The following is a 20413-nucleotide window of genomic DNA, read 5'->3' on the forward strand; positions in this document are numbered from 1 at the left end:
TGACCCGCCAAGGCTACGGCTACCACAACCCACAAGCCCTCATCACCATGGCCATGCTCCGCCGAGGAGGCCTCTGCCCACCCCTACCCGGACGACCATGAACCCACGACAACGTCAGTAGACCCGTTTTTTGTATAGGAGGGGGCCCTTCCTAACGCCGGGACCGGGGGGCCTAACGCCGGGACCGGGGTCGGGGGTCGGGGACGAGCCGGGCCGGGCGCGGGGGACGCCGCGGGGCCTACCGGCGCGGCTTCTGCGGCACGCGCGGCAGGACGTACGGCGGGCCGGCGTAGATCAGGTCACCCCGCAGCACGTTGTACGCGCGCTTCGGCTGGTAGTTCTCGTCGTAGATGTTGGCCAGGCCCTCGTTCGTGAAGGTGCCCGGCACCCAGGAGTGCTTGTCGGTGAAGCCCCAGACGGTGAACGACAGGCAGTGCCGGTCCGCCAGGCAGGCCTGCAGCAGGACGTGGTAGTTGGCGGCCGACGCCTGCAGTCGGGGGTTGATCTCGTTGGACCCCATCCCCTCGGTGACCTCGCTGCGCACGTCGACCTCGGTGAACGCCGTCGCCAGCCCCAGCGCGGAGAACTTCTTGAGCGCCGCGACCACCTGCAGGGTGTCGTAGTTGCCGTACTGGGTGCCGAGGTGGCCCTGGCTGCCGATGCCGTCGATCGGCACGCCCCGGGCCAGCAGACCCTTGGCCATGTCGTACACGAACTGGGTCTTGTCGTTGGCCGGATCACCCGAGCCGAACGCCTCGATGTTGTAGTCGTTGTAGAACAGCAGGGCCTTGGGGTCGGCCGCGCGGGCCCACCGGAAGGCGTCGGCGATGTAGTCGGGGCCGAGGTGCTCGGCCCAGAAGCCCTTGTAGTGCAGGGTCGGCGGGGTGTCCCACGGGTCGCTCACCGCCTCGTTGACCACGTCCCACTGCCAGATCTTGCCCCGGAAGTGCGTGACCACGTCGGTGATGTGCTTGTGCAGCAGGTCCCGCAGCTGCGCGTTGGAGATGGACCCGTCGGCCACGCCGTCGGTCAGCCACTTGGGGAGCTGGTTCTGCCAGGCCAGCACGTGCCCGCGGACCCGCTGGTCGTGCTGGCGGGCGAACGTCACCAGCTCGTCGGCCGCCGCCCAGTCGTAGCTGCCGCGGGTGGGCTCGAGGCTCTCCCACTTCATCACGTTCTCAGCGGTGACGGTGGAGAACTCGGAGCCGACGATCTGCCGGTACCTCGGGTCGGCGGGGTCGTCCAGCGCGGCCATGTCGACCGCGGTGCCGAGGTACAGGTTGTGCCGCAGGCCCAGGTTGCGCAGGCTCTGGTCGGTCGGGTCGTACTGGCGGCCGGCGGCGGCCGGCAGCGTGTTGAGGGTGGCGACGGTCGCCACGGCGACCGCGGCGGTGGCTACCCACCGGCTCAGCTTCATGTGCGTTCCTTCCGCCGGTACGCCGTCGACGGCTCGCGACGGGGCCCGGACAACGAGCGACGCTCCTCGAGTGGTCGAAAGTTTCGAGAAGTTTCCGAGATGTTCTCGAAACACTACGAGCGTCGATCTGCCTGGTCAACCGGCGGCCGGCAAGGGAACCGCCGGCGGATACGCGGCAGCTCCGTCATCCAGCCGAGGACCAAGCGACGGGCGGCGGATGCGGAATCCCACGTTTGACCGGTTCGAACCGGGGACCGGCCACCCGCGTGGCTATGATCAGCGACCCGGCCGGTCGTGCCGGTGGGCCGGGTCATGATGGCCGGGCCGGTGCCGGGCGGTCGAGCCGCCCGACCGGGTGATCGGGTACGAGGTGGGTCGGCCACGGAAGCCGGCGCTGCGGAACGGAGGAGGCGGCATGGGTGAGGCGTCCGCCTTCTGGCTGCGTGCGCCGGGCCAGGGGGAGATCCGCCCGGTGCCGCTGCCGGCGCCCGGCCGCGACGAGGTCCTCGTCCGCACCCGTTACAGCGGGGTCAGCCGGGGGACCGAGACACTGGTCTTCACGGGCCGCGTCCCGGAGAGCCAGTACGCGGCCATGCGCGCGCCGTTCCAGGAGGGCGACTTCCCGGCCCCGGTGAAGTACGGCTACCTCAGCGTGGGCGTCGTCGAGGCCGGGCCGGCACGGCTGCTCGGGCGTACCGTCTTCTGCCTGCACCCGCACCAGACCGCGTACGTGGTGCCGGCCGACGCGGTGGTCCCGGTGCCCGACGGCGTCCCGGCGGAACGGGCGGTGCTGGCCGGCACCGTGGAGACCGCGGTGAACGCGCTCTGGGACTGCCCGCCGCTGGTGGGCGACCGGGTGACCGTGGTGGGCGCCGGGATGGTCGGCTGCAGCGTGGCGGCTCTGCTGGCCCGGTTCCCCGGGGTCCGGGTGGAGCTGGTGGACACCGATCCCGACCGCGCGGGCGTGGCCGCCGCCCTCGGGGTGGGCTTCGCGGCCCCGGACGCGGCGGCCGGCGGCCGCGACCTGGTCGTGCACGCCAGCGCCAGCGCGGCCGGGCTGCAACGCTCGCTCGAACTGCTCGCGCCGGAGGGGACGGTGCTGGAGCTGAGCTGGTACGGCGACCGGACGGTCGAGTTGGCGCTGGGCGGGGCGTTCCACTCGGGTCGGCTCACCATCCGGGGCAGCCAGGTCGGCACGGTGGCGCCCCGGCGGGCCAGCCGGACCTTCGCCGACCGGCTGGCCCTGGCGCTGGACCTGCTCACCGATCCGCGGTTCGACGCGCTGCTCACCGGGCGGTCCCGGTACGCCGAACTGCCCGACACGCTCGCCCGGCTCGCCTCGGGCGACCTGCCCGCCCTCTGCCATCTCATCACCTATGACGGGAAGTGATCGCGTGTTCAGCGTGACGGTCCGCGACTCAATGATGGTCGCCCACAGTTTCCGCGGCGACGTGTTCGGGCCGGCACAGCGCCTGCACGGCGCCACCTTCGTGGTGGACGCGACGTTCCGGCGGCCCGACCTGGACGCCGACGGGATCGTCGTGGACATCGGCCTGGCCACCGAGCAACTGCACGCGGTGCTGGCCGAGCTGACGTACCGCAACCTCGACGACGAGCCGGCGTTCGCCGGGGTGAACACCACGACCGAGGTGCTGGCCCGGACGGTGGCCGACCGGCTCGCCGACCGGGTGCACGCGGGCGACCTCGGCGAGTCGGCGCGCGGGCTGGCCGGGATCACCGTCACGCTGCACGAGTCGCACATCGCCTGGGCGAGCTACGAGCGGACCCTCTGAGCGTGCCCACGGCCACCCCGGCCGGCGGACCGGGCGGGACCGGAGGACCGGGCGGGACCGGAGGACCGGTGGGAACCGGGGCCGGGGGCCGCCGACCGGCCGGCGTGCCGGCCGGGACCGTGCACGTGGTGCTGCCCGGCGACATCGACGATCCCGCCACCCCGAGCGGCGGCAACAGGTACGACCGGCGGGTCTGTGCCGGGCTCGCGGCCGCCGGCTGGACCGTTCACGAACACGCCGTGCCCGGGTCCTGGCCCCGGCCGACCGGGCCGGACCGGGCCGGGCTGGCCGGGTTGCTGGCCGGGCTGCCCGACGGCGTACCCGTGCTGGTCGACGGGCTGGTCGGGTCGGCCGTGCCGGAGGTGCTGGCACCGCACGCGGACCGGTTACGGCTGGTGCTGCTGGTGCACATGCCGCTGTCCTCGGCGGTCGACGCCGCGCCGGCGGACCCGCTCACCGAGGCGGCCGCGCTGCGCACGGCCGCCGTCGTGGTGGCCGTCAGCGAGTGGACCAGGGCCAACCTGATCGACCGGTACGGGCTGCCCGCGGATCGGGTCCGGGTGGCCGCGCCCGGGGTGGATCCGGGACCGCTCGCGCCGGGGTCGGCGACCGGCGACCGGCTGCTCTGCGTGGCCGCCGTCACTCCGCAGAAGGGCCACGACGTCCTCGTCGAGGCGCTCGCCCGGGTGCCCGACCCGGCCTGGCGCTGCGACTGCGTGGGCTCGCTCAGCCGGGCCCCGGACTTCGCCGAGCGGATCCGCGCCCGGGCTCGGGAGCGCGGCCTGGCCGATCGCTTCCGGCTCACCGGCCCGCTCACCGGGCCCGCGCTGGCCGGCGCGTACGCCGAGGCCGATCTGCTGGTGCTGGCGTCCCGCGGCGAGACGTACGGCATGGTGGTGACCGAGGCGCTGGCCCGGGGCATCCCGGTGCTGGCCACCGCGGCCGGCGGGCTGGCCGAGGCCCTGGGCCGGGCGCCGGACGGCGGCCGGCCGGGCCTGCTGGTGCGGCCGGACGACCCGGCCGCGCTGGCCGCGGCCCTGCGCCGCTGGCTCGGCGACGCCGAGCTGCGGCGGCGGTTGCGCCGCTCCGCCCGGGACCGCCGGGACACCCTGCCGGGCTGGACCGACACCGCGGACCGGGTGGCGGCCGCGCTCACCGCGGCCGCGCCGGCCGCGTCAACCGGGCCGAACGCCGCCGCGCCGGCCGCGGCCGCGCCGACGAAGGAGAATCCCGCATGACGACCTCGCTCCCGCCCGACTTCGCGGCCTGGCTGCGGCTCCGGGAACCCGCCGACGCCGCGGCCCGCTCGACGGAGCTGGTGGCCGACCTGCGCGACCGGTTCGCCGGCCGGGGACCGATCACGATCCACGACCTGGGCACCGGCACCGGTTCGATGGGCCGCTGGCTGGCCCCGCGACTGCCCGGACCGCAGCACTGGGTGCTCTATGACCAGGACGCCGGGCTGCTGGCGCGCGCGGCCGCGCAGATGGTGGACCGGGCCGCCGACGGCGCCGCGGTCACCGCCGAGGTCCGGCAGCGGGACATCAGCCGGCTCGAGCCCGCCGACCTGGCCGGCGCCGCCCTGGTCACCAACTCGGCGCTGCTGGACATGCTCACGGCCGAGGAGGTACGCCGGGTGGCGGCGGCCTGCGCCGGCGCCGGCTGCCCCGCCCTGTTCATGATCACCGTCACCGGCGGGGTGGCGTTCGACCCGGTCGACCCGCTGGACGCGGAGATCGACGCGGCGTTCAACGAGCACCAGCGCCGCACGGTGGCCGGCCGTGACCTGCTGGGACCCGACGCGGCGCGGGTCTGCGCCGAGGCGTTCGCCGGGCACGGCGTGCCGGTGCGGCGCCGGCCCAGCCCGTGGCGGCTCGGCCCGGCCGAAGCCCCGCTGATCGCCGAATGGTTCACCGGCTGGCTGGCGGCCGCCGTCGAGCAGCGTCCGGACCTGCGCGGACCGGCGACCGCGTACGCGGAACGCCGCCTCGCGGCCGCAACCGCCGGCCAACTGCGCGTGACGGTCCCGCACACCGACCTCCTGGCCGGCTGAGGGAAGGGTCCCTTCGCAACGGCGTGCCTGCCCGGAATGAACCCGAACGGCGTCCGCTGCGTACAGGCGGGGGGACGTTCTTGCAGGGAGGATCCGGGTGCGAAACGGTACGGGCACACTGTTCAGGCCGGCGGTCGGCATGGCTCGGCGGATCTGGCCATGGGCCAGGACCCTCAGTGGGCTGGGAATGCTCGGCGTGCTGCTGTGGTGGCTCGGCACCGGACCCTTCCTGACCGGCCTCCGGCTGATCAACGGCCCGGCGCTGGCCGCGGCGCTCGGCATCGGCGCGCTCACCACGGTCTGCTGCGCCTGGCGCTGGAGCCTGGTGGCCGGCGGCCTCGGCGTACGCCTGCCGCTCGGCACGGCCGTGGCGCACTGCTACCGGTCGGTGTTTCTGAACGCCACGCTGCCCGGCGGCGTCATGGGGGACGTGCACCGCGCGGTGCGGCACGGCCGGGACGTCGGCGACGTGGGCCGCGGGATCCGGGCCGTGGTGTGGGAGCGGACGGCCGGGCAGCTCGTTCAGGTCGTGCTCTCGGTGGTGATTTTGCTCGCGTTCCCGTCACCGGTCCGCCGGTACCTGCCGGTCGTGCTGGCCGTGGCCCTGGCCGGCGTGCTGGTCTGCGCGGTCGTGGCCCGGGCGCTGCCCCGGCCCGGCACGGCCCGCTGGGCGCGGCCGCTGCGGACCGTGGTGGCGGACGTCCGCGCCGGGCTGCTGGCCCGGCGCACCTGGCTGGGCGTCCTGCTGGCCTCAGCCGTGGTGGTGGCCGGCCATCTGGCCACGTTCCTGGTCGCCGCCCGGACGGCCGGCGCCACCGCCCCGCTGTCCCGGCTGGTGCCGCTGACGCTGCTGGCCCTGGTCGCCATGGGCCTACCGCTGAACATCGGCGGCTTCGGCCCGCGGGAGGGGGTGGCGGCCTGGGCGTTCGCCGCCGCCGGCCTCACCGCCGACCAGGGCGTGGCCACCGCCATGGTGTACGGGGCGCTGGTGCTGGTCTCCAGCCTGCCCGGCGCGGCCGTGCTGGTGGCGCGGCGGCTGCGGGTGCCGGTCCCGGCCACCCCGTAGCGCTGGGTGTCACCTCCCTAACCCCGGGCGTCTGTCACAGTCGCACCCGCACCACGGGCGCCCGTCACACCCACGCAATAGGGTGGAACGGCATTACCCCTCAAGGTCAGGAGCCACATGTCCGACGCACTGCCGATCGCCTCGATCCGGACGCAGGTCACGGTGCCCCTCCAGTTCCCCGACGGATACGCCACCGAGGCGCGGGTCTTCTCCTTCGACGGTCTGGTGGACGGCCGTGAACACCTGGCGCTCGGCCTGGGTGAGTGGCGGGCGGCGCTGGACCGGCAGGCGGACGAGGCGCCCCTGGTCCGGCCGCATAGCGAATGCCTCACCGGGGACGTTTTCGGCAGCCAACGCTGCGACTGCGGTCCGCAGCTGCGCGAGGGCGTGGAGCGGATCGCCGACGCCGGCGGCTTCCTGCTCTACCTGCGCCAGGAGGGGCGGGGGATCGGGCTCTACCCGAAGCTCGACGCGTATGCGCTGCAGGACACCGGGCTGGACACCTACCAGGCCAACCTGGCGCTGGGCCACCGCGCGGACGAGCGGGACTACACCACCGCCGCGCAGATGCTCACGGCGCTGGGCGCGCAGCGGGTCCGGCTGCTGACCAACAATCCGGACAAGGCGGAGCAGCTGACCCGGCTGGGCGTGAGCGTCGTCGGGTGCGTCCCGACCGGCATCTACCTGTCCGAGGCCAACGCGGGCTACCTGGCGGCCAAGGCCAGCCACCACGCCCGCCCGTCCGACGTGCCGTCGGCGCGCTGAAGCGGCCCGACGTGCCGGCGACCGCCAGGCCGTACGTCCTGCTCAGCTGCGCCACCTCGATCGACGGCTACATCGACGACGCCAGTGAGCAGCGGTTGATGCTGTCCAACGCCGACGACCTGGACCGGATCGACGAGGTCCGGGCGGGATGCGACGCCATCCTGGTCGGCGCGGCGACCGTGCGCCGGGACAACCCCCGGTTGTTGATCCGCGATCCGGACCGGCGCGCCACCCGGGTGGCGCGCGGCCTGCCGGCCTCGCCCGCCAAGGTGACGCTCACCGCCCGGGGCGACCTCGACCCGGCGGCCAGGTTCTTCACCGAGGGCGAGGCCGAGCGGCTGGTCTACTGCCCGCCGGCGGTCGCCGAGCGGACCCGCGACCGGCTGGCCGGCCTGGCCACCGTGGTGGCGGCCGGTGACCCCGTCGACCCGGCCGCCGTGCTCGCCGACCTCGGCAACCGGGGCGTACGCCGGTTGATGGTCGAGGGCGGCGGCCGCGTGCACGCCCAGTTCCTGATGGCGGGGCTGGCCGACGAGCTGCACCTGGTGGTGGCCCCCTTCTTCGTGGGCGACGGCCGGGCGCCCCGGTTCGTCCGGGACGGCCGGTTCCCGTGGCATTCGGAGCGGCGGGCCCGGCTGACCGAGGTCCGGCAGATCGGCGATGTGGTGCTGCTCCGCTACGGGCTCTCCGACCGCTGCGGCGACTGACCCCGGGCACGCTTGCCTTGACACCGGCGACAAGGTTTAGCGTGACTGGCGAGCGCGGCGAGGGGGAGCGGATGCGGATCGGTGAGCTGGCCGAGCGGGCCGGCACCAGCACCAGGGCGCTGCGGTACTACGAGTCGCAGGGACTGCTGCGGGCCAACCGCACGACCAACGGCTACCGCCGGTACGACGACGCGGAGCTGCGGATCGTCACCGAGATCCGGGCGCTGCTCGCCGTCGGCTTCGACCTCGACGACATCCGCCCGTTCGTCGCCTGCCTGCGGGCCGGCCACACCTCCGGGGACGTCTGCCCGGACTCGGTGGCCATGCTGCGGCGCAAGCTGGCCGAGGTGGACGCCTGCCTCGATCGGCTGGACGGGGTCCGGCGACGGTTGCGGACCCAGCTCGACCATGCCATCGCGTACCGGGAGGACCCATGCCGAACCGAACCGACACCGCCATCCCCGTCGTCACCGACGACTCCTTCGGCGCGGAGGTGCTGAACAGCGAGCTGCCGGTCCTGGTGGACTTCTGGGCGGACTGGTGCCCGCCGTGCAAGGCGATCTCGGCGAGCCTCACCGAGCTTGCCGGAGAGTTCTCCGGCCGGGTCCGGGTGGTGACCCTCAACTCCGACGAGAACCCGGCGGCGACCCGGGCGTACGGCGTGATGTCGCTGCCCACCCTGCTGGTGTTCCGCGAGGGCGAGGTCGTCGGGTCGCTGGTGGGCGCGCGGCCGAAGAGCCACCTGCGGAACTTCCTGGACCGGTACGCCGGCTGACCGGCCGCCCGGCCGGGCGCCGCTACCCGGCGTCACCCGACCGGAGGCGACAAAAAGGTCGGTCCTGGGTCTGGTCGATGCTGGGTCTGGCCGGTCCTTGATCTGGTCGGGCGCGGGTCTGGCCGGTCGCGGGTCTAGCCGGCGCCGGCGGCGCGGCCGGCCGCGGCGATCCCATCCAGGCCCGAGTCGAGCTGCTGGACGAAGCGGTCGCTGATCGCTCCCTCGCGGCTCCGGTCGGCGACCTTCTGCCGTAGGTTGCGCACCCCGGCGTCCACGTCCGTGGAGGTGCCCGTGCCGAGCGGGGCGGCCACCTGGGCCAGATCCTGCCCAGCGTCGCCGCGGATGCCGCCCCGGGCCACCCCGACGGCCACCAGGTCGGTGAACGCCCGGACGGCCGCGGGCACGTCTCCCCGGACTGCGGCATCGGTGGGGGCCGGCGCAAAGGGCGCCGACCGTTCCGCCGGCGGGACGGCGCCGGTCGGGTCGGTCGACGCCGGTCCGCCGGTGGCCGCCGGCTCGCCGGTCCCGCCGGTGGCCGCCGGCCCGCCAGTCCCGCCGGTGGCCGCCGGATCGGGCGCCGGCCCGGGACTCGCCGTGCCGGCGCCGGCGCTGGACGGCCCACCCGGGCCCGCCACCGGCGGATCGGGGTCGAGTCGCGGGGCCAGCAGCGCCAGTCCCAGCGCCGTGAGCACCGCTACGGCGGCGCCGGCCGCCATCGCCAGTCGCCGCCGCCCGTTCGGCGCTCCGCCGGCCCGCGCGGCGGGAGCGCCCGAGGTATCGCCCCCCGCCGGCGGATCCGACGCGACCGGCACGGCCGCCTGGCCCGCGGCGGGGTCCGCCCGGCCCGCGCCCAGCGCGCCGGCAAGGTCCGTCCGACCGCCGAGGCCCGCCGCGCCGGACCGAGCGCCGGATCCGGGCACCGGGCCGGAGCCATCCGCCGCCCCGGATCGAGCGCCGGACCCGGCCACCGGGCCGGAGCCATCCGCCGCGCCGGGCGTGCTCGCTCCGCCGGCTGCCGCCATTACCGCGGGGGCGGTGTCCGGCACCGGGTAGCCGGCCGGCAGGTGCGAGCGGAGCACCCCGGCCACCTGCTGGGCGGCGAGCCGCGCGTACGGATCCCGGGACAGGCAGATCCGGCACGCGTCCGCCACCGCGGGCGGCAGCCCGGGCACCGACAGCGGCGGCGCCGGCCGGTCCAGCGCGGCGGCCAGCTCGTCCCAGGTGTCGGCGGGGTGCGGGACCCGGCCGGTGAGCGTCTCGTACAGCAGCACCCCGAAGGAGTACATGTCGCCGGTGGGGCGGGCGGGCCGGCCGTCCAGGCGTTCCGGGGCCACGTACGCCGGGGTGCCGAAGGTTTCGCCCGTGTCGTCGTCGTCCGGCGCGTCGACCCGGGTGGCGATGCCGAAGTCCAGCATCTTGGCACCCACGGCCGTCAGCATCACGTTCCCCGGCGTCACGTCCCGGTGCACGATGCCCAACCGGTGCGCGGCCGCCAGCGCCTCCGCCACCTCGGCGCACACCCGGACGGCCTCCGGCCAGGGTAGTGGCCCGGCGGTGAGCCGGGCCTCCAGGCTCTCCCCGGACAGCAGCTCAAGCACCACGAACGCGACGACCGAGCCGTCGGCGGCCACCGTCTCGCCGTAGTCGTGCACGGCCGTGACGTGCGGGTGGACGAGCTGGGCGGCCGAGCGGGCCTCGGCGCGCACCATGGCCCGGAACCGCGCGTCCGCGGCCAGCGCCGCGGCCAGCACCTTGACCGCCACGAGCCGGTCGAGCACCTCGTCGTGGGCCCGCCAGATCACCGACATGCCGCCGGCGCCGACCGGATCGATCAGACGGTAACGACGGGCCAGCAGGTCGCCCGCGCGCAGAGCCTTCATCGTGAAGCCACCACCTGTCCGGGGCGGGGGTCCCCTCGCCGGTTGCGGATGCGCAGAGGTCTGTCGATCCGATGCTACCCGCCGTCGAGCTGCCCGAACCCACGCCGGAGCCGGCGCGGGTTCGGTGGCAGGACGATCACCGCCGATGGCGCTCGCGGCGATACCGATCGATCAGCGTGGCCGTGGAGGAATCCAGGTCGCCGAGGTCGCCGTCGCCGGTGAGCAGCGGCGCCAGCTGGTTGGCCATCACCTTGCCCAGCTCCACGCCCCACTGGTCGAAGGAGTTGATGTCCCAGATCGCGCCCTCGGTGAACACGATGTGCTCGTACAGCGCCACCAGCTGGCCGAAGGTGGCCGGGGTGAGCTTCGGGCCGATGATCGTGGTGGTCGGATGGTTGCCCGGCATCACCCGGTGCGGCACGATCTCCGCGGCCGTGCCCTCGGCCTCCACCTGCTCCTTCGTCCGGCCGAATGCCAGGGCCGCGGTCTGGGCGAAGAAGTTCGACATGAACAGGTCGTGCATGCCGTCGAGGTCGTGGTTGGGCTCGCTGAAGCCGATGAAGTCGGCCGGGATCAGCTTCGTCCCCTGGTGGATGAGCTGGTAGAAGGCGTGCTGCCCGTTGGTGCCGGGCTCACCCCAGAAGACCTCGCCGGTGGAGTACGACACCCGGGTGCCGTCCCGGGTCACCGACTTGCCGTTGCTCTCCATGGTCAGCTGCTGCAGGTACGCCGGGAAGCGGTGCAGATACTGCGAGTACGGCAGCACGGCGTGCGACTGCGCGCCGAGGAAGTTGTTGTACCAGACGTTCAGCAGGCCCAGCAGCGCCGGCACGTTCCGCTCGATCGGGGTGGTCCGGAAGTGCTCGTCGACCGCGTGGTAGCCGGCCAGCATCTCCCCGAACCGCTCCGGCCCGATGGCCACCATCACCGTCAGCCCGACCGCGGACGGCAGCGAGTATCGGCCACCGACCCAGTCCCAGAAGCCGAACATGTTCTCCGGGTCGATGCCGAAGTCGCGGACCCGCTGCTCGTTCGTGCTCACCGCCACGAAGTGCTTGGCCACCGCGCTGTCGTCACCGCCCAATCCGGACAGCAACCAGTCGCGCGCCTGCGCCGCGTTGGTCAGCGTCTCCTGGGTGCCGAACGTCTTCGAGACCACCACGAACAGCGTGCTGGCCGGGTCGAGGTCGACGGTCGTCTCGTACAGGTCGGTGGGGTCGATGTTGGAGACGAACCGGCAGGTGATCTCGCGGTCCGCGTACGCCCGCAGCGCCTCGTACGCCATCACCGGGCCGAGGTCGGAGCCGCCGATGCCGATGTTGACCACCGTGCGGATCCGCTCGCCGGTGTGGCCGCGCCACTGGCCGGACCGCACCCGGTCGGCGAACGCGGCCATCCGGTCGAGCACGCCGTGCACCTCGGCGGCCACGTCCTGGCCGTCAACCTCGAGCGACGCGTTCCGGGGCAGTCGGAGCGCGGTGTGCAGCACGGCCCGGTCCTCGGTCGAGTTGATGTGCCGGCCGGCGAACATGTCGGCGATCCGGTCGGCCAGCCCGACCCGCTCGGCCAGCCCGGTGAGCAGCCCGAGCGTCTCGTCGGTGACGAGGTTCTTGCTGTAGTCCACGTACAGGTCGGCCAGCTGCGCCGCGAGCCGCTCCCCGCGCCGCGGATCGGCGTCGAACAGCTCCCGCAGGTGTACGTCGCGGGTGCTGTCGGCGTGCTTGCGCAGGGCCTGCCACTCGGCCGTGGTGGTGACGTCCATCCGGGCGCTCTCCTGGGTCTCGGGGTCCTTCTCGCACCGTACCGGCCGCCGCGGCAAGCCGTCCCGGTGAGCCTTACCCCGGTCCGGCCGATCAAACGCCGTCCCGTGGTCCCATGATCGACACGGGCGGGGTGGGTGGGGTGGCCGGGGTCACCGTCACGTTGGGGGCTGGCGGGGCGTCCGGGTGGCATGAGCGCTAACCAGGGAGCCGACACGGGCCCCGAGCTGACCATCATCCTCGCCGGGGGCACCGGCGTCTTCGGCCGGCATGTCACCCGGGCCCTGACCGGGGCCGGGCATCGGGTGATGTCCCTTGGCCGGGGCGCCGGCAACGACATCGTGGCGGACATTCTCGATCGCAACGCCCTGCTGCGGGCCGTGGACGGGCGGCACGCCGACGCGGTCGTGCACGCGGCCACGGCGCTGCGGAAACCTCCGATCCGGCACCGCGACATGTACCCGACCGACGACCTGCGGACCGCCGGCACCACCAACCTGGTGGCGGCGGCGCGGGTGGTCGGCGCCCACCGCTTCGTCGCGGAGAACATGGTCTTCGGCTACGGGTACGGCGATCTGGGCGACCGACCGCTCACCGAAGACGCGCCCTTCGGGCGGCCGCATCCGGACCCGGCGTTCGACCGTCACCTGGCCGGCATGCGGGCCAAGGAGGACCTGATCTTCGATGTGCCGGAGCTGGCCGGCGTGTCCCTGCGGTTCGGGCTGTTCTACGGGCCCGGCGGGGCCACCGAGGCCATCCTGGACATGCTGCGTGGCCGCCGGATCCCGGTCATCCCGGACGACGGCCGGGTCGTCCCCTGGGTGCACCTGGCCGACGCGGCCGACGCGGTGCTGGCGGCGGTCGAGCGGGGCCGGCCCGGCGCGGCGTACAACATCGCCGACGGGTCGCGGGTCGGGTTCAACGAGGCGATGGTACGGACGGCCGCCGCCTTCGGGCTGCCCCGGCCGCCGCGGGTGCCCGGCTGGCTGTTCGGCGCCGTCCCGTACGCCCGCGCGGTGATGCGGATGAACCTGCGGGTGTCGACCGAGCGGGCCGCCCGGGAACTCGGCTGGCGACCGCGGTTCCGCACCCTCGATGAGGGCCTGCGGGCGATGGCCGCGGCCCGGGTCGGCGCGGCCCGCTGACCACGGCCTGCGGGCGGTGGCCGCGGCCCGGGTCGGCGCGGCCCGCTGACCACGGCCTGCGGGCGGTGGCCGCGGCCCGGGTCGGCCCGGCCCGCTGACCGCGGCCGTCCGCCGGGCCGCTGACCGCGGCCGTCCGCCGGGCCGCTGACCGCGGCCGTCCGCCGGGCCGCTGACCGCGGCCTACCGCCGGACCGTTGACCGCGGCGCCCGCTACCCGGCGGTCGCGGTGTACGCGTCGATCTCGGCGATCAGCTCGGCCTTGCGGGCATCGGGCAGGAACGCGTACCGGACGCCGGTACGGGCCAGCTCGGCCACGCCGGCGCGGTCCAGCCCGAGCAGCTCGGCGGCCACCGCGTACTCCCGGTTGAGGGTGGTGGAGAACATCGGCGGATCATCCGAGTTGATCGTGACCGGCACGCCGGCCGCCACCAGGGCCGGCAGCGGGTGCTCGGCCAGCGACGGCACCGAGCGGGTGCACACGTTCGAGGTCGGGCACACCTCCAGCGCGATGTCCCGGTCGCGCAGCTCGGCCAGCAGCCCCGGGTCGCGGGCCGCCGCGATGCCGTGGCCGATGCGTTCGGCGCCGAGGTGGCGCAGCGCGTCCCAGACCGTTTCCGGACCGGTGGACTCGCCGGCGTGCGGGGCGCTGCGCAGCCCGGCCGCGCGGGCCGCGGCGAAGTGTTCGGCGAACGCGCCGCGCGGCACGCCGATCTCGGGACCGCCGAGCCCGAAGCTCACCAGGCCGTCCGGCCGCAGCCGCAGCGCCACGTCCAGGGTGACGTCGCCGGCCGGCACCCCGGCCTCGCCGGGAATGTCGAAGCACCAGCGCAGCTCGATGCCGTGCTCGCGGGCCGCCTTCGCGCGGGCGTCCTCCACGGCCTCGCAGAACGCCTCGGCCGCCATGCCGCGGGCGATCGACGAGTACGGCGTGAGCGTCAGTTCGGCGTACCGCACCTGCTGGCCGGCCAGCTCGCTGGCCACCTCGTACGTCAGCGTGGCCACGTCCTCGGGGTCGCGGATCAGGTCGACCACGCTCAGGTAGACCTCGACGAAGTGCGCGAAGTCGGTGAACGTGAAGTATTCGGCGAGCTTGTCGACGTCCGCCGGCACCGGGGTGGACCCCGCGTGCCGCTCGGCCAGCCGGGCCACGGTGGCCGGGGTGGCGGACCCGACGTGGTGTACGTGCAGCTCGGCCTTGGGCAGGCCGGCGATGAAGGCGGTGAGGTCGGCGTCCATCGTTCCCTCCTGACTGTCCGGGGAGGGGGCCCGGGAACCGGCCGCCGCGCGGGCGCCGTACCGAGGGTCGCCTCCCGATCGTGTGGGAGGCGCCCTTCTGCGATCACGGGCTGGTCGAGCGTGGCGGATGGTGATCCGTCGCAGCGCCTCTCGGCCAGCCCAACGCCGCGAGATTCCAGCGTTCCCGCGACCGTAACAGCACCTCCGGCGGCCGGACAATCCCGGCGGCCGTGGCCGCGCCGTCACCGAATTGGTACTTGACCAGCATCCGAGGACGTTCCTAGGCTACGCCAAAACCTTTTGCCAAAAGGTTTTGTCACCCCCGAGCGCCCGGTTCCCCCGGCCCCGGCGCACCCCGTGAAAGCGAACGGAGCAGTCGATGGACTCCCTTCGAATCCCCGCCGTCAACCGCCGCCGATTCCTCGGCCTCACCGCCGGCGCCGGTGGCGCCCTGCTGGCCAGTGCCGCCTGTGGCGCCGGTGGCGGCGGTAGCACCAGCGCGAGCGGCGCCGACAAGTCGCTGACCGTCGTCTGTGAGGGCGGCGGCAAGATCGAACTCCAGCCGATCGTCGACAAGTTCAAGCAGGACACCGGCGCCACGGTCAACCTGGTCGAGCTGCCGTACGAGGGCCTGTTCAACCGGCTCAGCAGCGAGCTCGCGAGCGGCCGGCCGTCGTTCGACGTCTGCGCCATCGACGCGGTCTGGATCCCGCTGCTCGCCCCGAAGCTCGCCGCGCTGGACGCGCTGTTCACCCCCGAGGTCCGGGCCGACCTGTTTCCGGCCCTGGTCAAGGAGCCACAGGTGAGCGGCAAGTTCATCGGCATGCCGGTGTGGACGAACAGCGAGATCCTGCTCTACCGCACTGACCTGTTCGGCGACGCCAAGGAGAAGGCCGCCTTCCAGAAGAGGTACGGCTACCCGCTGGCCCCGCCCACCAACTGGCAGCAGTTCACCGACGTCGCCCAGTTCTTCACCCGGCCCGGGCAGAAGCTCTATGGCACCGACGTCAAGGGCGGCGTGGAGACCGAGTGGCTGGCCCACGTGCTGCAGGCCGGCTCGCCCGGCGTCGTGCTCGACGACTCCGGCGCGGTGATCATCGACAACGCCCAGCACCTCGCGGCGCTGACCTTCTATGCCGACCTCAACAACAAGCACAAGGTCGCCCCGGCCGGCGCCGCGCAGACCGACTGGAACGCCGCGCAGAACCTGTTCAACCAGGGCCAGACGGCGATGACCCGGTTCTGGGCGCACGCCTACCGGCAGATCCCCAAGGACGCCAAGGTGGCCGGCAAGGTCGGCACCGCGCCGATGATCGGCGGCACAGCGGGGGTGGCCGGCATCCCGGGCCCGTGGTACCTGTCGGCGCCCGCCGGCGGCGCCAAGAACGAGCTGGCCACCCAGTTCATCAAGGCCGCGTACGACAACAACGCGCTGAGCCTGGACACCAGCCTGGGCCTGGCGGCCCGCAAGTCGGCGTACCAGCAGGACGCCGACAAGCCCGGCTTCGAGTCGTTCGGCCCGCTGCTGACCACCCTCAACGCCGGCGCCACCCGGGCCCGGCCGGCCAACCCGCACTGGCAGCAGATCGTGGACAAGGCGCTGGTCCCGATGCTGCAGAAGGCGCTCACCCCGGGCGCCGACTACGCCGCGCTGCTCAAGTCGGCCCGTACCCAGATCGAGGGCATCATCAAGTGAGCCCGACAGCGCAGGCGGCGCCACCGCGGACGGGCCCGGCGCCGTCGCGGACCGGCGCCGCCCGCCGGCCGCGGGCCCGTCGCCGGCTGTCCGACCGGGGGTACGCCACCCTGCTGGCCGCCCCGGCCGCGGTGGTGCTGCTCGCGCTGGTCGGCTGGCCGCTGGTCAGGCTCGCGGTGGACAGCCTCTACACCGGCTCGGGGCTGGGCGATGGCCGGCGCTTCGCCGGGTTGGCCAACTACGTGACCGCGCTGACCGATCCGGCCATCCGCGCGGCGGGCGGCCGGACCCTGGCGTACACGGTGATCGTGGTGACGGCGGAGCTGGTGCTCGGCCTGGCCGTGGCGCTGCTGTTCCACCGGCTCGGGCCGCGGGCCCGGCTGCTGCAGACGTTGTTCCTGTATCCGCTGATGATCGCGCCGGTGGTGGCCGGCCTGCTCTGGCGGTTCCTGATGATCGACAACGTGGGCATCGTCAACGAGCTGCTCGCCCGCGTCGGCATCCTGGACAGCCCCGGCGACATCTCCTGGCTGAGCGACCCGCGCCTGGTGCTCTGGTCGGTGGCCCTGCCGGACATCTGGCTGACCACGTCGTTCATGACCCTGGTGCTGTACGCCGGGCTCCAGGCCATCCCGCCGGACCTGTACGAGGCGGCCCGGCTGGACGGCGCGGGCGGGCTGCGGATGCTGTTCCGGATCACCCTGCCGCTGCTGCGCCCGATCATCGCGGTCGCGCTGATCATCCGGGGGGTGGACGCGGCGCGCGCCTTCGACGTGATCCTCATCCAGACCGACGGTGGACCGCAGTCGGCGTCGGAGACGTTGAGCCTGACCATCTACAAGACGATGGTCAGCTACAACGAGCCGGGGACGGCCGCCGCCACCAGCACGATCTTCATGATCATCATGATGGCGGTCGCCATGGTCGCGGTGCTGACCATCTGGCGACCCGGTAGGGAGTCCTAGATGGCCGGCCGTCGTCCCGGCGAACGGGCGCGGACCGCACTGCTCTGGGCCGCCGCCGTGGCGGTCGTGGTGGTGTACGGGTTCCCCTTCGTCTACCTCGTGCTCACCTCGGTCAAGCCGGCCGTGGACGCCATCGCCGTACCACCGACCGTGCTGCCGCAGCGGTTCAGCCTGGACAACTACGTCACGGCGCTGAGCCGGCCGGGGGTGACCGCGTCCTTCATCAACAGCGTGACCACCGCGGTGCTCACCACGTTGCTGTCGATGCTGCTGGCCATCCCGGCGGCCTGGGGGATCACCCGCTACCGCAGCCGGACCGGCCGGCTGCTGATGGCCGGCTCGCTGCTGGTCCGGATGACCCCGGCGGTGGCCCTGGGCGTCCCGCTGGTCACCATCCTCGGCGCGCTCCGGCTCACCGACACCCCGACCGGACTCGCGCTGGCGCAGACCACCGTGGCGCTGCCGCTGTCCATCTGGCTGCTGGCCAGCTTCTTCGAGGGCGTGCCTCGGGAACTGGAGGAGGCCGCGCTGGTCGACGGGTGCGGCCGGTTCCGCGCCCTGCGCTCGGTGATCCTGCCGGTGGTGGCCGGCGGCGTCGCGGTGACCGCCATCTTCGCCTTCCTCGCCTCGTGGAACGAGTTCCTGTTCGCGCTGCTGCTCACCTCGATCCGCGCGCAGACCACGCCGATCGCCATCGCCAACTTCCAGAGCCAGTTCGGCCTCGACTGGGGACCGATGACCGCGCTGGCCACCCTCTATTCGATCCCCGCGGTCGTGCTGACCCTGCTGCTGCAGCGCCGCATCGTCGCCGGGCTCAGCCTCGGCGCCGTCAAGGGCTGACCGCCCGTTCCGTCCGTCAAGAAAGGATCTCCATGTCGTTCTGGCGACCCACCAGCCCACTCGGCGGCCTCGCCCGGGTCAAGCCCGGCCGGTCCCGGCGCGAGTCCAGCTGGGACCGCACCGGCGGCAACCGGGACTTCGCGGTCGTGCCGCCCGGTGCGACGCACGTGCTGGCCGACATCACCGGCAACGGGGTGATCGAGCACATCTGGCTGACCACCCGCTGCTACTCGCCGATGTACCTGCGCAAGCTGGTCATCGAGATGTACTGGGACGGCGAGGACACCCCGAGCGTCCGCAGCCCGCTCGGCGACTTCTTCGGCGTCGGCCACGCCACCTGTACGCACTACGTCTCGCTCCCGCTGAGCATGGTGTTCGGGCCGCGCCGCGGACCCAAGGGGCCGTTCGCGGCCGCCATGAACTCGTACTTCCCGATGCCGTTCGCGACCGGCGCGAAGATCGTGATCCGCAACGAGAGCGATCAGCCGATCGAGAACCTGTTCTACTACGTCGACTACGAGCTGACCGACGAGCCGGTCCCGGACGACATGGGCCGGTTCCACGCGTACTACCGGCAGGAGAAGCCGTGCCAGCCGGTCGCCACCGGGCTGGCGCCGGGGGAGAAGCCGGCCCCGTGGGACCTGCCCGGGGTGAACCTGACGGGCGACGACAACTACGTCATCCTGGACACCGAGGGCGGTGCCGGGCACTACGTCGGGTGCATCCTGTCCATCGACAACCACAACGCGTCGAACCAGCCGTACAGCTGGCCCGGTGAGGGCGACGACATGATCTTCATCGACGGTGAGCAGTGGCCGCCGTCCCTGCACGGCACCGGCACCGAGGACTACTTCAACGCGGCCTGGGGCTTCCCGAGCGGCGCGTACGCCGGTCCGTATCACGGGATCAGCCTGGCCAGCAGCCCGCAGGAGCACTTCGGTCTGTGGAGCATGTACCGGTTCCACATCGAGGACCCGGTACGGTTCTCCAAATCGATCAGGGTCACCATCGAACACGGTCACGCGAACGACCAGGGGAACGACTACTCCAGCGTCGCGTACTGGTACCAGCTAAACCGGCACACGCCGCTCGCCGAGCTGCCGCCGGTCGCCGACCGGCTGCCGCGGCGCTGGCCGGAACACGGGCTCTGGGACGAGTGACGGTCGTGGCGGTCGGTGGCGAGGACGGGAGGGGGCGGCGATGGCCCGCAGGGTCAGCATCCGGGACGTGGCGGCCGCGGCCGGCGTGTCGGTGACGACCGTGTCGCACGTGCTCAACCGCGTCGACGGCACCCGGGTCAGCCCGCAGACCCGGGAACGCGTCGAGGGCGCCGCCCGCCGGCTCGGGTACGCGGCCAACGGCCTGGCGCGCGGGCTGCGCCTGCAACGGTCGCAGACCCTCGGCCTGCTCAGCGACCGGATCGCCACCACCCCGTACGCGGGACGGATCATCCTGGGCGCCCAGGAGACCGCGTCGAAGCACGGCCTCGTGCTGTTGCTGCTGCACACCGGCGACGATCCGCGGGTCGAGCAGCGCGAGATCCGTGCCCTCGCGCAGCACCGGGTCGACGGGGTGCTGTACGCCACCATGTACCACCGCCGGGTCGAGCTGCCCGCCGAGCTGCGCGGCCAGCCGGTCGTGCTGCTCGACGCCAGCTCCGCCGACGACACCGTGCCCTCGGTGGTTCCCGACGAGCGGGCCGGCGCCGCGGCGGCGGTCGGCGAGCTGCTCCGGCACGGCCACCGGCGGATCGGCTTCTGCACCAACCGGGACGACATCCCGGCCACCACCGGCCGGCTCGCCGGCTACCGGGACGCGCTGGCCGGCGCCGGTCAGCCGTACCGGGAGGACCTGATCGTGGTGGAGGAGTCCGACACCGCCGGTGGGCACCGGGCGGCCCGCCGGCTGCTGGACTCCACCGACCGGCCCACCGCGCTGTTCTGCTTCAACGACCGGATGGCGATGGGCGCCTACCGGGCCGCGGCCGAACTCGGGCTGCGGATCCCGGAGGATCTCTCGGTCGTCGGCTTCGACAATCAGGAGATCATCGCCGAGGGCCTGCACCCCGGGCTCACCACGATGGCGCTGCCGCACTACGAAATGGGCGCCTGGGCCGTGCAAACCATGGTGGAGCTGCTCGCCCGGCCGGCGGACGCCCCGCCGCAACCCGCGGCGCACGTCGTGATGCCGTGCCCGCTGATCCGGCGCGCCTCGGTCGCCCCGGCCCCGGGCTGAGCCCGGCCCGGTGCCCGGCGCCGGGCTACCGCCCACGCCGGTCCAGCGCCCGTACCGGTCCACCCACCAGCCGGTCCACC

18 protein-coding genes and 1 pseudogene are annotated in these 20413 nt (G+C 73.7%); 15 read left to right on the forward strand and 4 right to left on the reverse strand.

The features are described from left to right. Positions 1 to 238 precede the first annotated feature (238 nt). Positions 239 to 1417, reverse strand: coding sequence for an endo-1,4-beta-xylanase (locus ACFFHU_RS20490; RefSeq protein WP_377341258.1), 1179 nt, complete (start codon positions 1415 to 1417; stop codon positions 239 to 241). Positions 1418 to 1832: 415 nt separating this feature from the next. Here ACFFHU_RS20490 and ACFFHU_RS20495 point away from each other — a divergent pair, with 415 nt between their 5' ends. From ACFFHU_RS20495 to trxA, 9 genes and pseudogenes are all read left to right on the forward strand, one after another. Then, entirely contained in the window at positions 1833 to 2807 is a 975-nt protein-coding gene (locus ACFFHU_RS20495; RefSeq protein ID WP_377341260.1) for a zinc-dependent alcohol dehydrogenase, read from the forward strand. Positions 2808 to 2811: 4 nt separating this feature from the next. After that, positions 2812 to 3210 carry a 6-pyruvoyl trahydropterin synthase family protein gene (locus ACFFHU_RS20500; protein ID WP_377341262.1) on the forward strand — a complete coding sequence of 133 codons (399 nt, stop codon included), beginning with the start codon at positions 2812 to 2814 and terminating at the stop codon, positions 3208 to 3210. Between the two features lie 68 nt (positions 3211 to 3278). Further along, positions 3279 to 4364, forward strand: a pseudogene (locus ACFFHU_RS20505) (glycosyltransferase family 4 protein); the annotation flags it as partial. An 80-nt stretch (positions 4365 to 4444) separates the two neighbouring features. Next, positions 4445 to 5263, forward strand: a complete 819-nt coding sequence (locus ACFFHU_RS20510) for a methyltransferase domain-containing protein (protein ID WP_377341264.1) — start codon at positions 4445 to 4447, stop codon at positions 5261 to 5263. Positions 5264 to 5381: 118 nt separating this feature from the next. After that, positions 5382 to 6329, forward strand: coding sequence for a lysylphosphatidylglycerol synthase transmembrane domain-containing protein (locus tag ACFFHU_RS20515; protein ID WP_377341842.1), 948 nt, complete (start codon positions 5382 to 5384; stop codon positions 6327 to 6329). A 117-nt stretch (positions 6330 to 6446) separates the two neighbouring features. Next, positions 6447 to 7094 (forward strand): GTP cyclohydrolase II, encoded by a 648-nt coding sequence (locus tag ACFFHU_RS20520; RefSeq protein WP_377341266.1) that lies wholly within the window; start codon positions 6447 to 6449, stop codon positions 7092 to 7094. Positions 7095 to 7105: 11 nt separating this feature from the next. Further along, positions 7106 to 7801 carry a RibD family protein gene (locus ACFFHU_RS20525; protein WP_377341268.1) on the forward strand — a complete coding sequence of 232 codons (696 nt, stop codon included), beginning with the start codon at positions 7106 to 7108 and terminating at the stop codon, positions 7799 to 7801. 41 nt (positions 7802 to 7842) lie between these two features. Next, positions 7843 to 8301 carry a MerR family transcriptional regulator gene (locus ACFFHU_RS20530; RefSeq protein WP_377341270.1) on the forward strand — a complete coding sequence of 153 codons (459 nt, stop codon included), beginning with the start codon at positions 7843 to 7845 and terminating at the stop codon, positions 8299 to 8301. Beyond that, a complete protein-coding gene (gene trxA, locus ACFFHU_RS20535; protein ID WP_377341272.1) occupies positions 8235 to 8576 on the forward strand; it encodes a thioredoxin in 342 nt (113 codons plus the stop codon). Before ACFFHU_RS20530 ends, trxA begins: the two co-directional genes overlap by 67 nt. Before the next feature lie 134 nt (positions 8577 to 8710). On the opposite strand, the gene ACFFHU_RS20540 is transcribed toward trxA, so the two are convergent. Continuing rightward, positions 8711 to 10456 (reverse strand): serine/threonine-protein kinase, encoded by a 1746-nt coding sequence (locus ACFFHU_RS20540; RefSeq protein ID WP_377341274.1) that lies wholly within the window; start codon positions 10454 to 10456, stop codon positions 8711 to 8713. A 136-nt stretch (positions 10457 to 10592) separates the two neighbouring features. Next, entirely contained in the window at positions 10593 to 12218 is a 1626-nt protein-coding gene (gene pgi, locus ACFFHU_RS20545) for a glucose-6-phosphate isomerase (protein WP_377341276.1), read from the reverse strand. A 189-nt stretch (positions 12219 to 12407) separates the two neighbouring features. Here pgi and ACFFHU_RS20550 point away from each other — a divergent pair, with 189 nt between their 5' ends. Further along, positions 12408 to 13361 carry an NAD-dependent epimerase/dehydratase family protein gene (locus tag ACFFHU_RS20550; RefSeq protein WP_377341278.1) on the forward strand — a complete coding sequence of 318 codons (954 nt, stop codon included), beginning with the start codon at positions 12408 to 12410 and terminating at the stop codon, positions 13359 to 13361. Positions 13362 to 13571: 210 nt separating this feature from the next. Here the strand turns inward: ACFFHU_RS20550 and ACFFHU_RS20555 are convergent, their stop codons facing one another. Further along, complete coding sequence (locus ACFFHU_RS20555) at positions 13572 to 14597, reverse strand: adenosine deaminase (RefSeq protein ID WP_377341280.1); 1026 nt, start codon at positions 14595 to 14597, stop codon at positions 13572 to 13574. Positions 14598 to 14976: 379 nt separating this feature from the next. Here ACFFHU_RS20555 and ACFFHU_RS20560 point away from each other — a divergent pair, with 379 nt between their 5' ends. From ACFFHU_RS20560 to ACFFHU_RS20580, 5 genes are read left to right on the forward strand one after another with little or no spacing between them, the layout of a single operon-like run. Beyond that, on the forward strand, positions 14977 to 16293 hold the full coding sequence (locus ACFFHU_RS20560; protein WP_377341282.1) for an extracellular solute-binding protein: 1317 nt from the start codon (positions 14977 to 14979) through the stop codon (positions 16291 to 16293). Next, positions 16290 to 17258 (forward strand): carbohydrate ABC transporter permease, encoded by a 969-nt coding sequence (locus tag ACFFHU_RS20565; protein ID WP_377341284.1) that lies wholly within the window; start codon positions 16290 to 16292, stop codon positions 17256 to 17258. The genes ACFFHU_RS20560 and ACFFHU_RS20565 overlap by 4 nt, the downstream gene beginning before the upstream one ends. Continuing rightward, positions 17259 to 18098, forward strand: a complete 840-nt coding sequence (locus ACFFHU_RS20570) for a carbohydrate ABC transporter permease (protein ID WP_377341286.1) — start codon at positions 17259 to 17261, stop codon at positions 18096 to 18098. Positions 18099 to 18130: 32 nt separating this feature from the next. Continuing rightward, positions 18131 to 19258 (forward strand): glycoside hydrolase family 172 protein, encoded by a 1128-nt coding sequence (locus ACFFHU_RS20575; protein ID WP_377341288.1) that lies wholly within the window; start codon positions 18131 to 18133, stop codon positions 19256 to 19258. Positions 19259 to 19298: 40 nt separating this feature from the next. Further along, entirely contained in the window at positions 19299 to 20333 is a 1035-nt protein-coding gene (locus ACFFHU_RS20580) for a LacI family DNA-binding transcriptional regulator (protein WP_377341291.1), read from the forward strand. Positions 20334 to 20413 lie beyond the last annotated feature (80 nt).

The organism is Plantactinospora siamensis (assembly GCF_042434095.1).
Taxonomy (GTDB): Bacteria; Actinomycetota; Actinomycetes; order Mycobacteriales; family Micromonosporaceae; genus KBS50.

Bases quoted from the DNA above. Each gene is read 5' to 3' on its own strand.
- ACFFHU_RS20560 (WP_377341282.1), top strand. From the start codon at position 14,977: ATGGACTCCCTTCGAATCCCCGCCGTCAACCGCCGCCGATTCCTCGGC.
- ACFFHU_RS20490 (WP_377341258.1), bottom strand. From the start codon at position 1,417: ATGAAGCTGAGCCGGTGGGTAGCCACCGCCGCGGTCGCCGTGGCGACC.
- ACFFHU_RS20555 (WP_377341280.1), bottom strand. From the start codon at position 14,597: ATGGACGCCGACCTCACCGCCTTCATCGCCGGCCTGCCCAAGGCCGAG.
- ACFFHU_RS20495 (WP_377341260.1), top strand. From the start codon at position 1,833: ATGGGTGAGGCGTCCGCCTTCTGGCTGCGTGCGCCGGGCCAGGGGGAG.
- ACFFHU_RS20510 (WP_377341264.1), top strand. From the start codon at position 4,445: ATGACGACCTCGCTCCCGCCCGACTTCGCGGCCTGGCTGCGGCTCCGG.
- ACFFHU_RS20570 (WP_377341286.1), top strand. From the start codon at position 17,259: ATGGCCGGCCGTCGTCCCGGCGAACGGGCGCGGACCGCACTGCTCTGG.
- ACFFHU_RS20580 (WP_377341291.1), top strand. From the start codon at position 19,299: ATGGCCCGCAGGGTCAGCATCCGGGACGTGGCGGCCGCGGCCGGCGTG.
- ACFFHU_RS20540 (WP_377341274.1), bottom strand. From the start codon at position 10,456: ATGAAGGCTCTGCGCGCGGGCGACCTGCTGGCCCGTCGTTACCGTCTG.
- ACFFHU_RS20550 (WP_377341278.1), top strand. From the start codon at position 12,408: ATGAGCGCTAACCAGGGAGCCGACACGGGCCCCGAGCTGACCATCATC.
- pgi (WP_377341276.1), bottom strand. From the start codon at position 12,218: ATGGACGTCACCACCACGGCCGAGTGGCAGGCCCTGCGCAAGCACGCC.
- ACFFHU_RS20575 (WP_377341288.1), top strand. From the start codon at position 18,131: ATGTCGTTCTGGCGACCCACCAGCCCACTCGGCGGCCTCGCCCGGGTC.
- trxA (WP_377341272.1), top strand. From the start codon at position 8,235: ATGCCGAACCGAACCGACACCGCCATCCCCGTCGTCACCGACGACTCC.
- ACFFHU_RS20520 (WP_377341266.1), top strand. From the start codon at position 6,447: ATGTCCGACGCACTGCCGATCGCCTCGATCCGGACGCAGGTCACGGTG.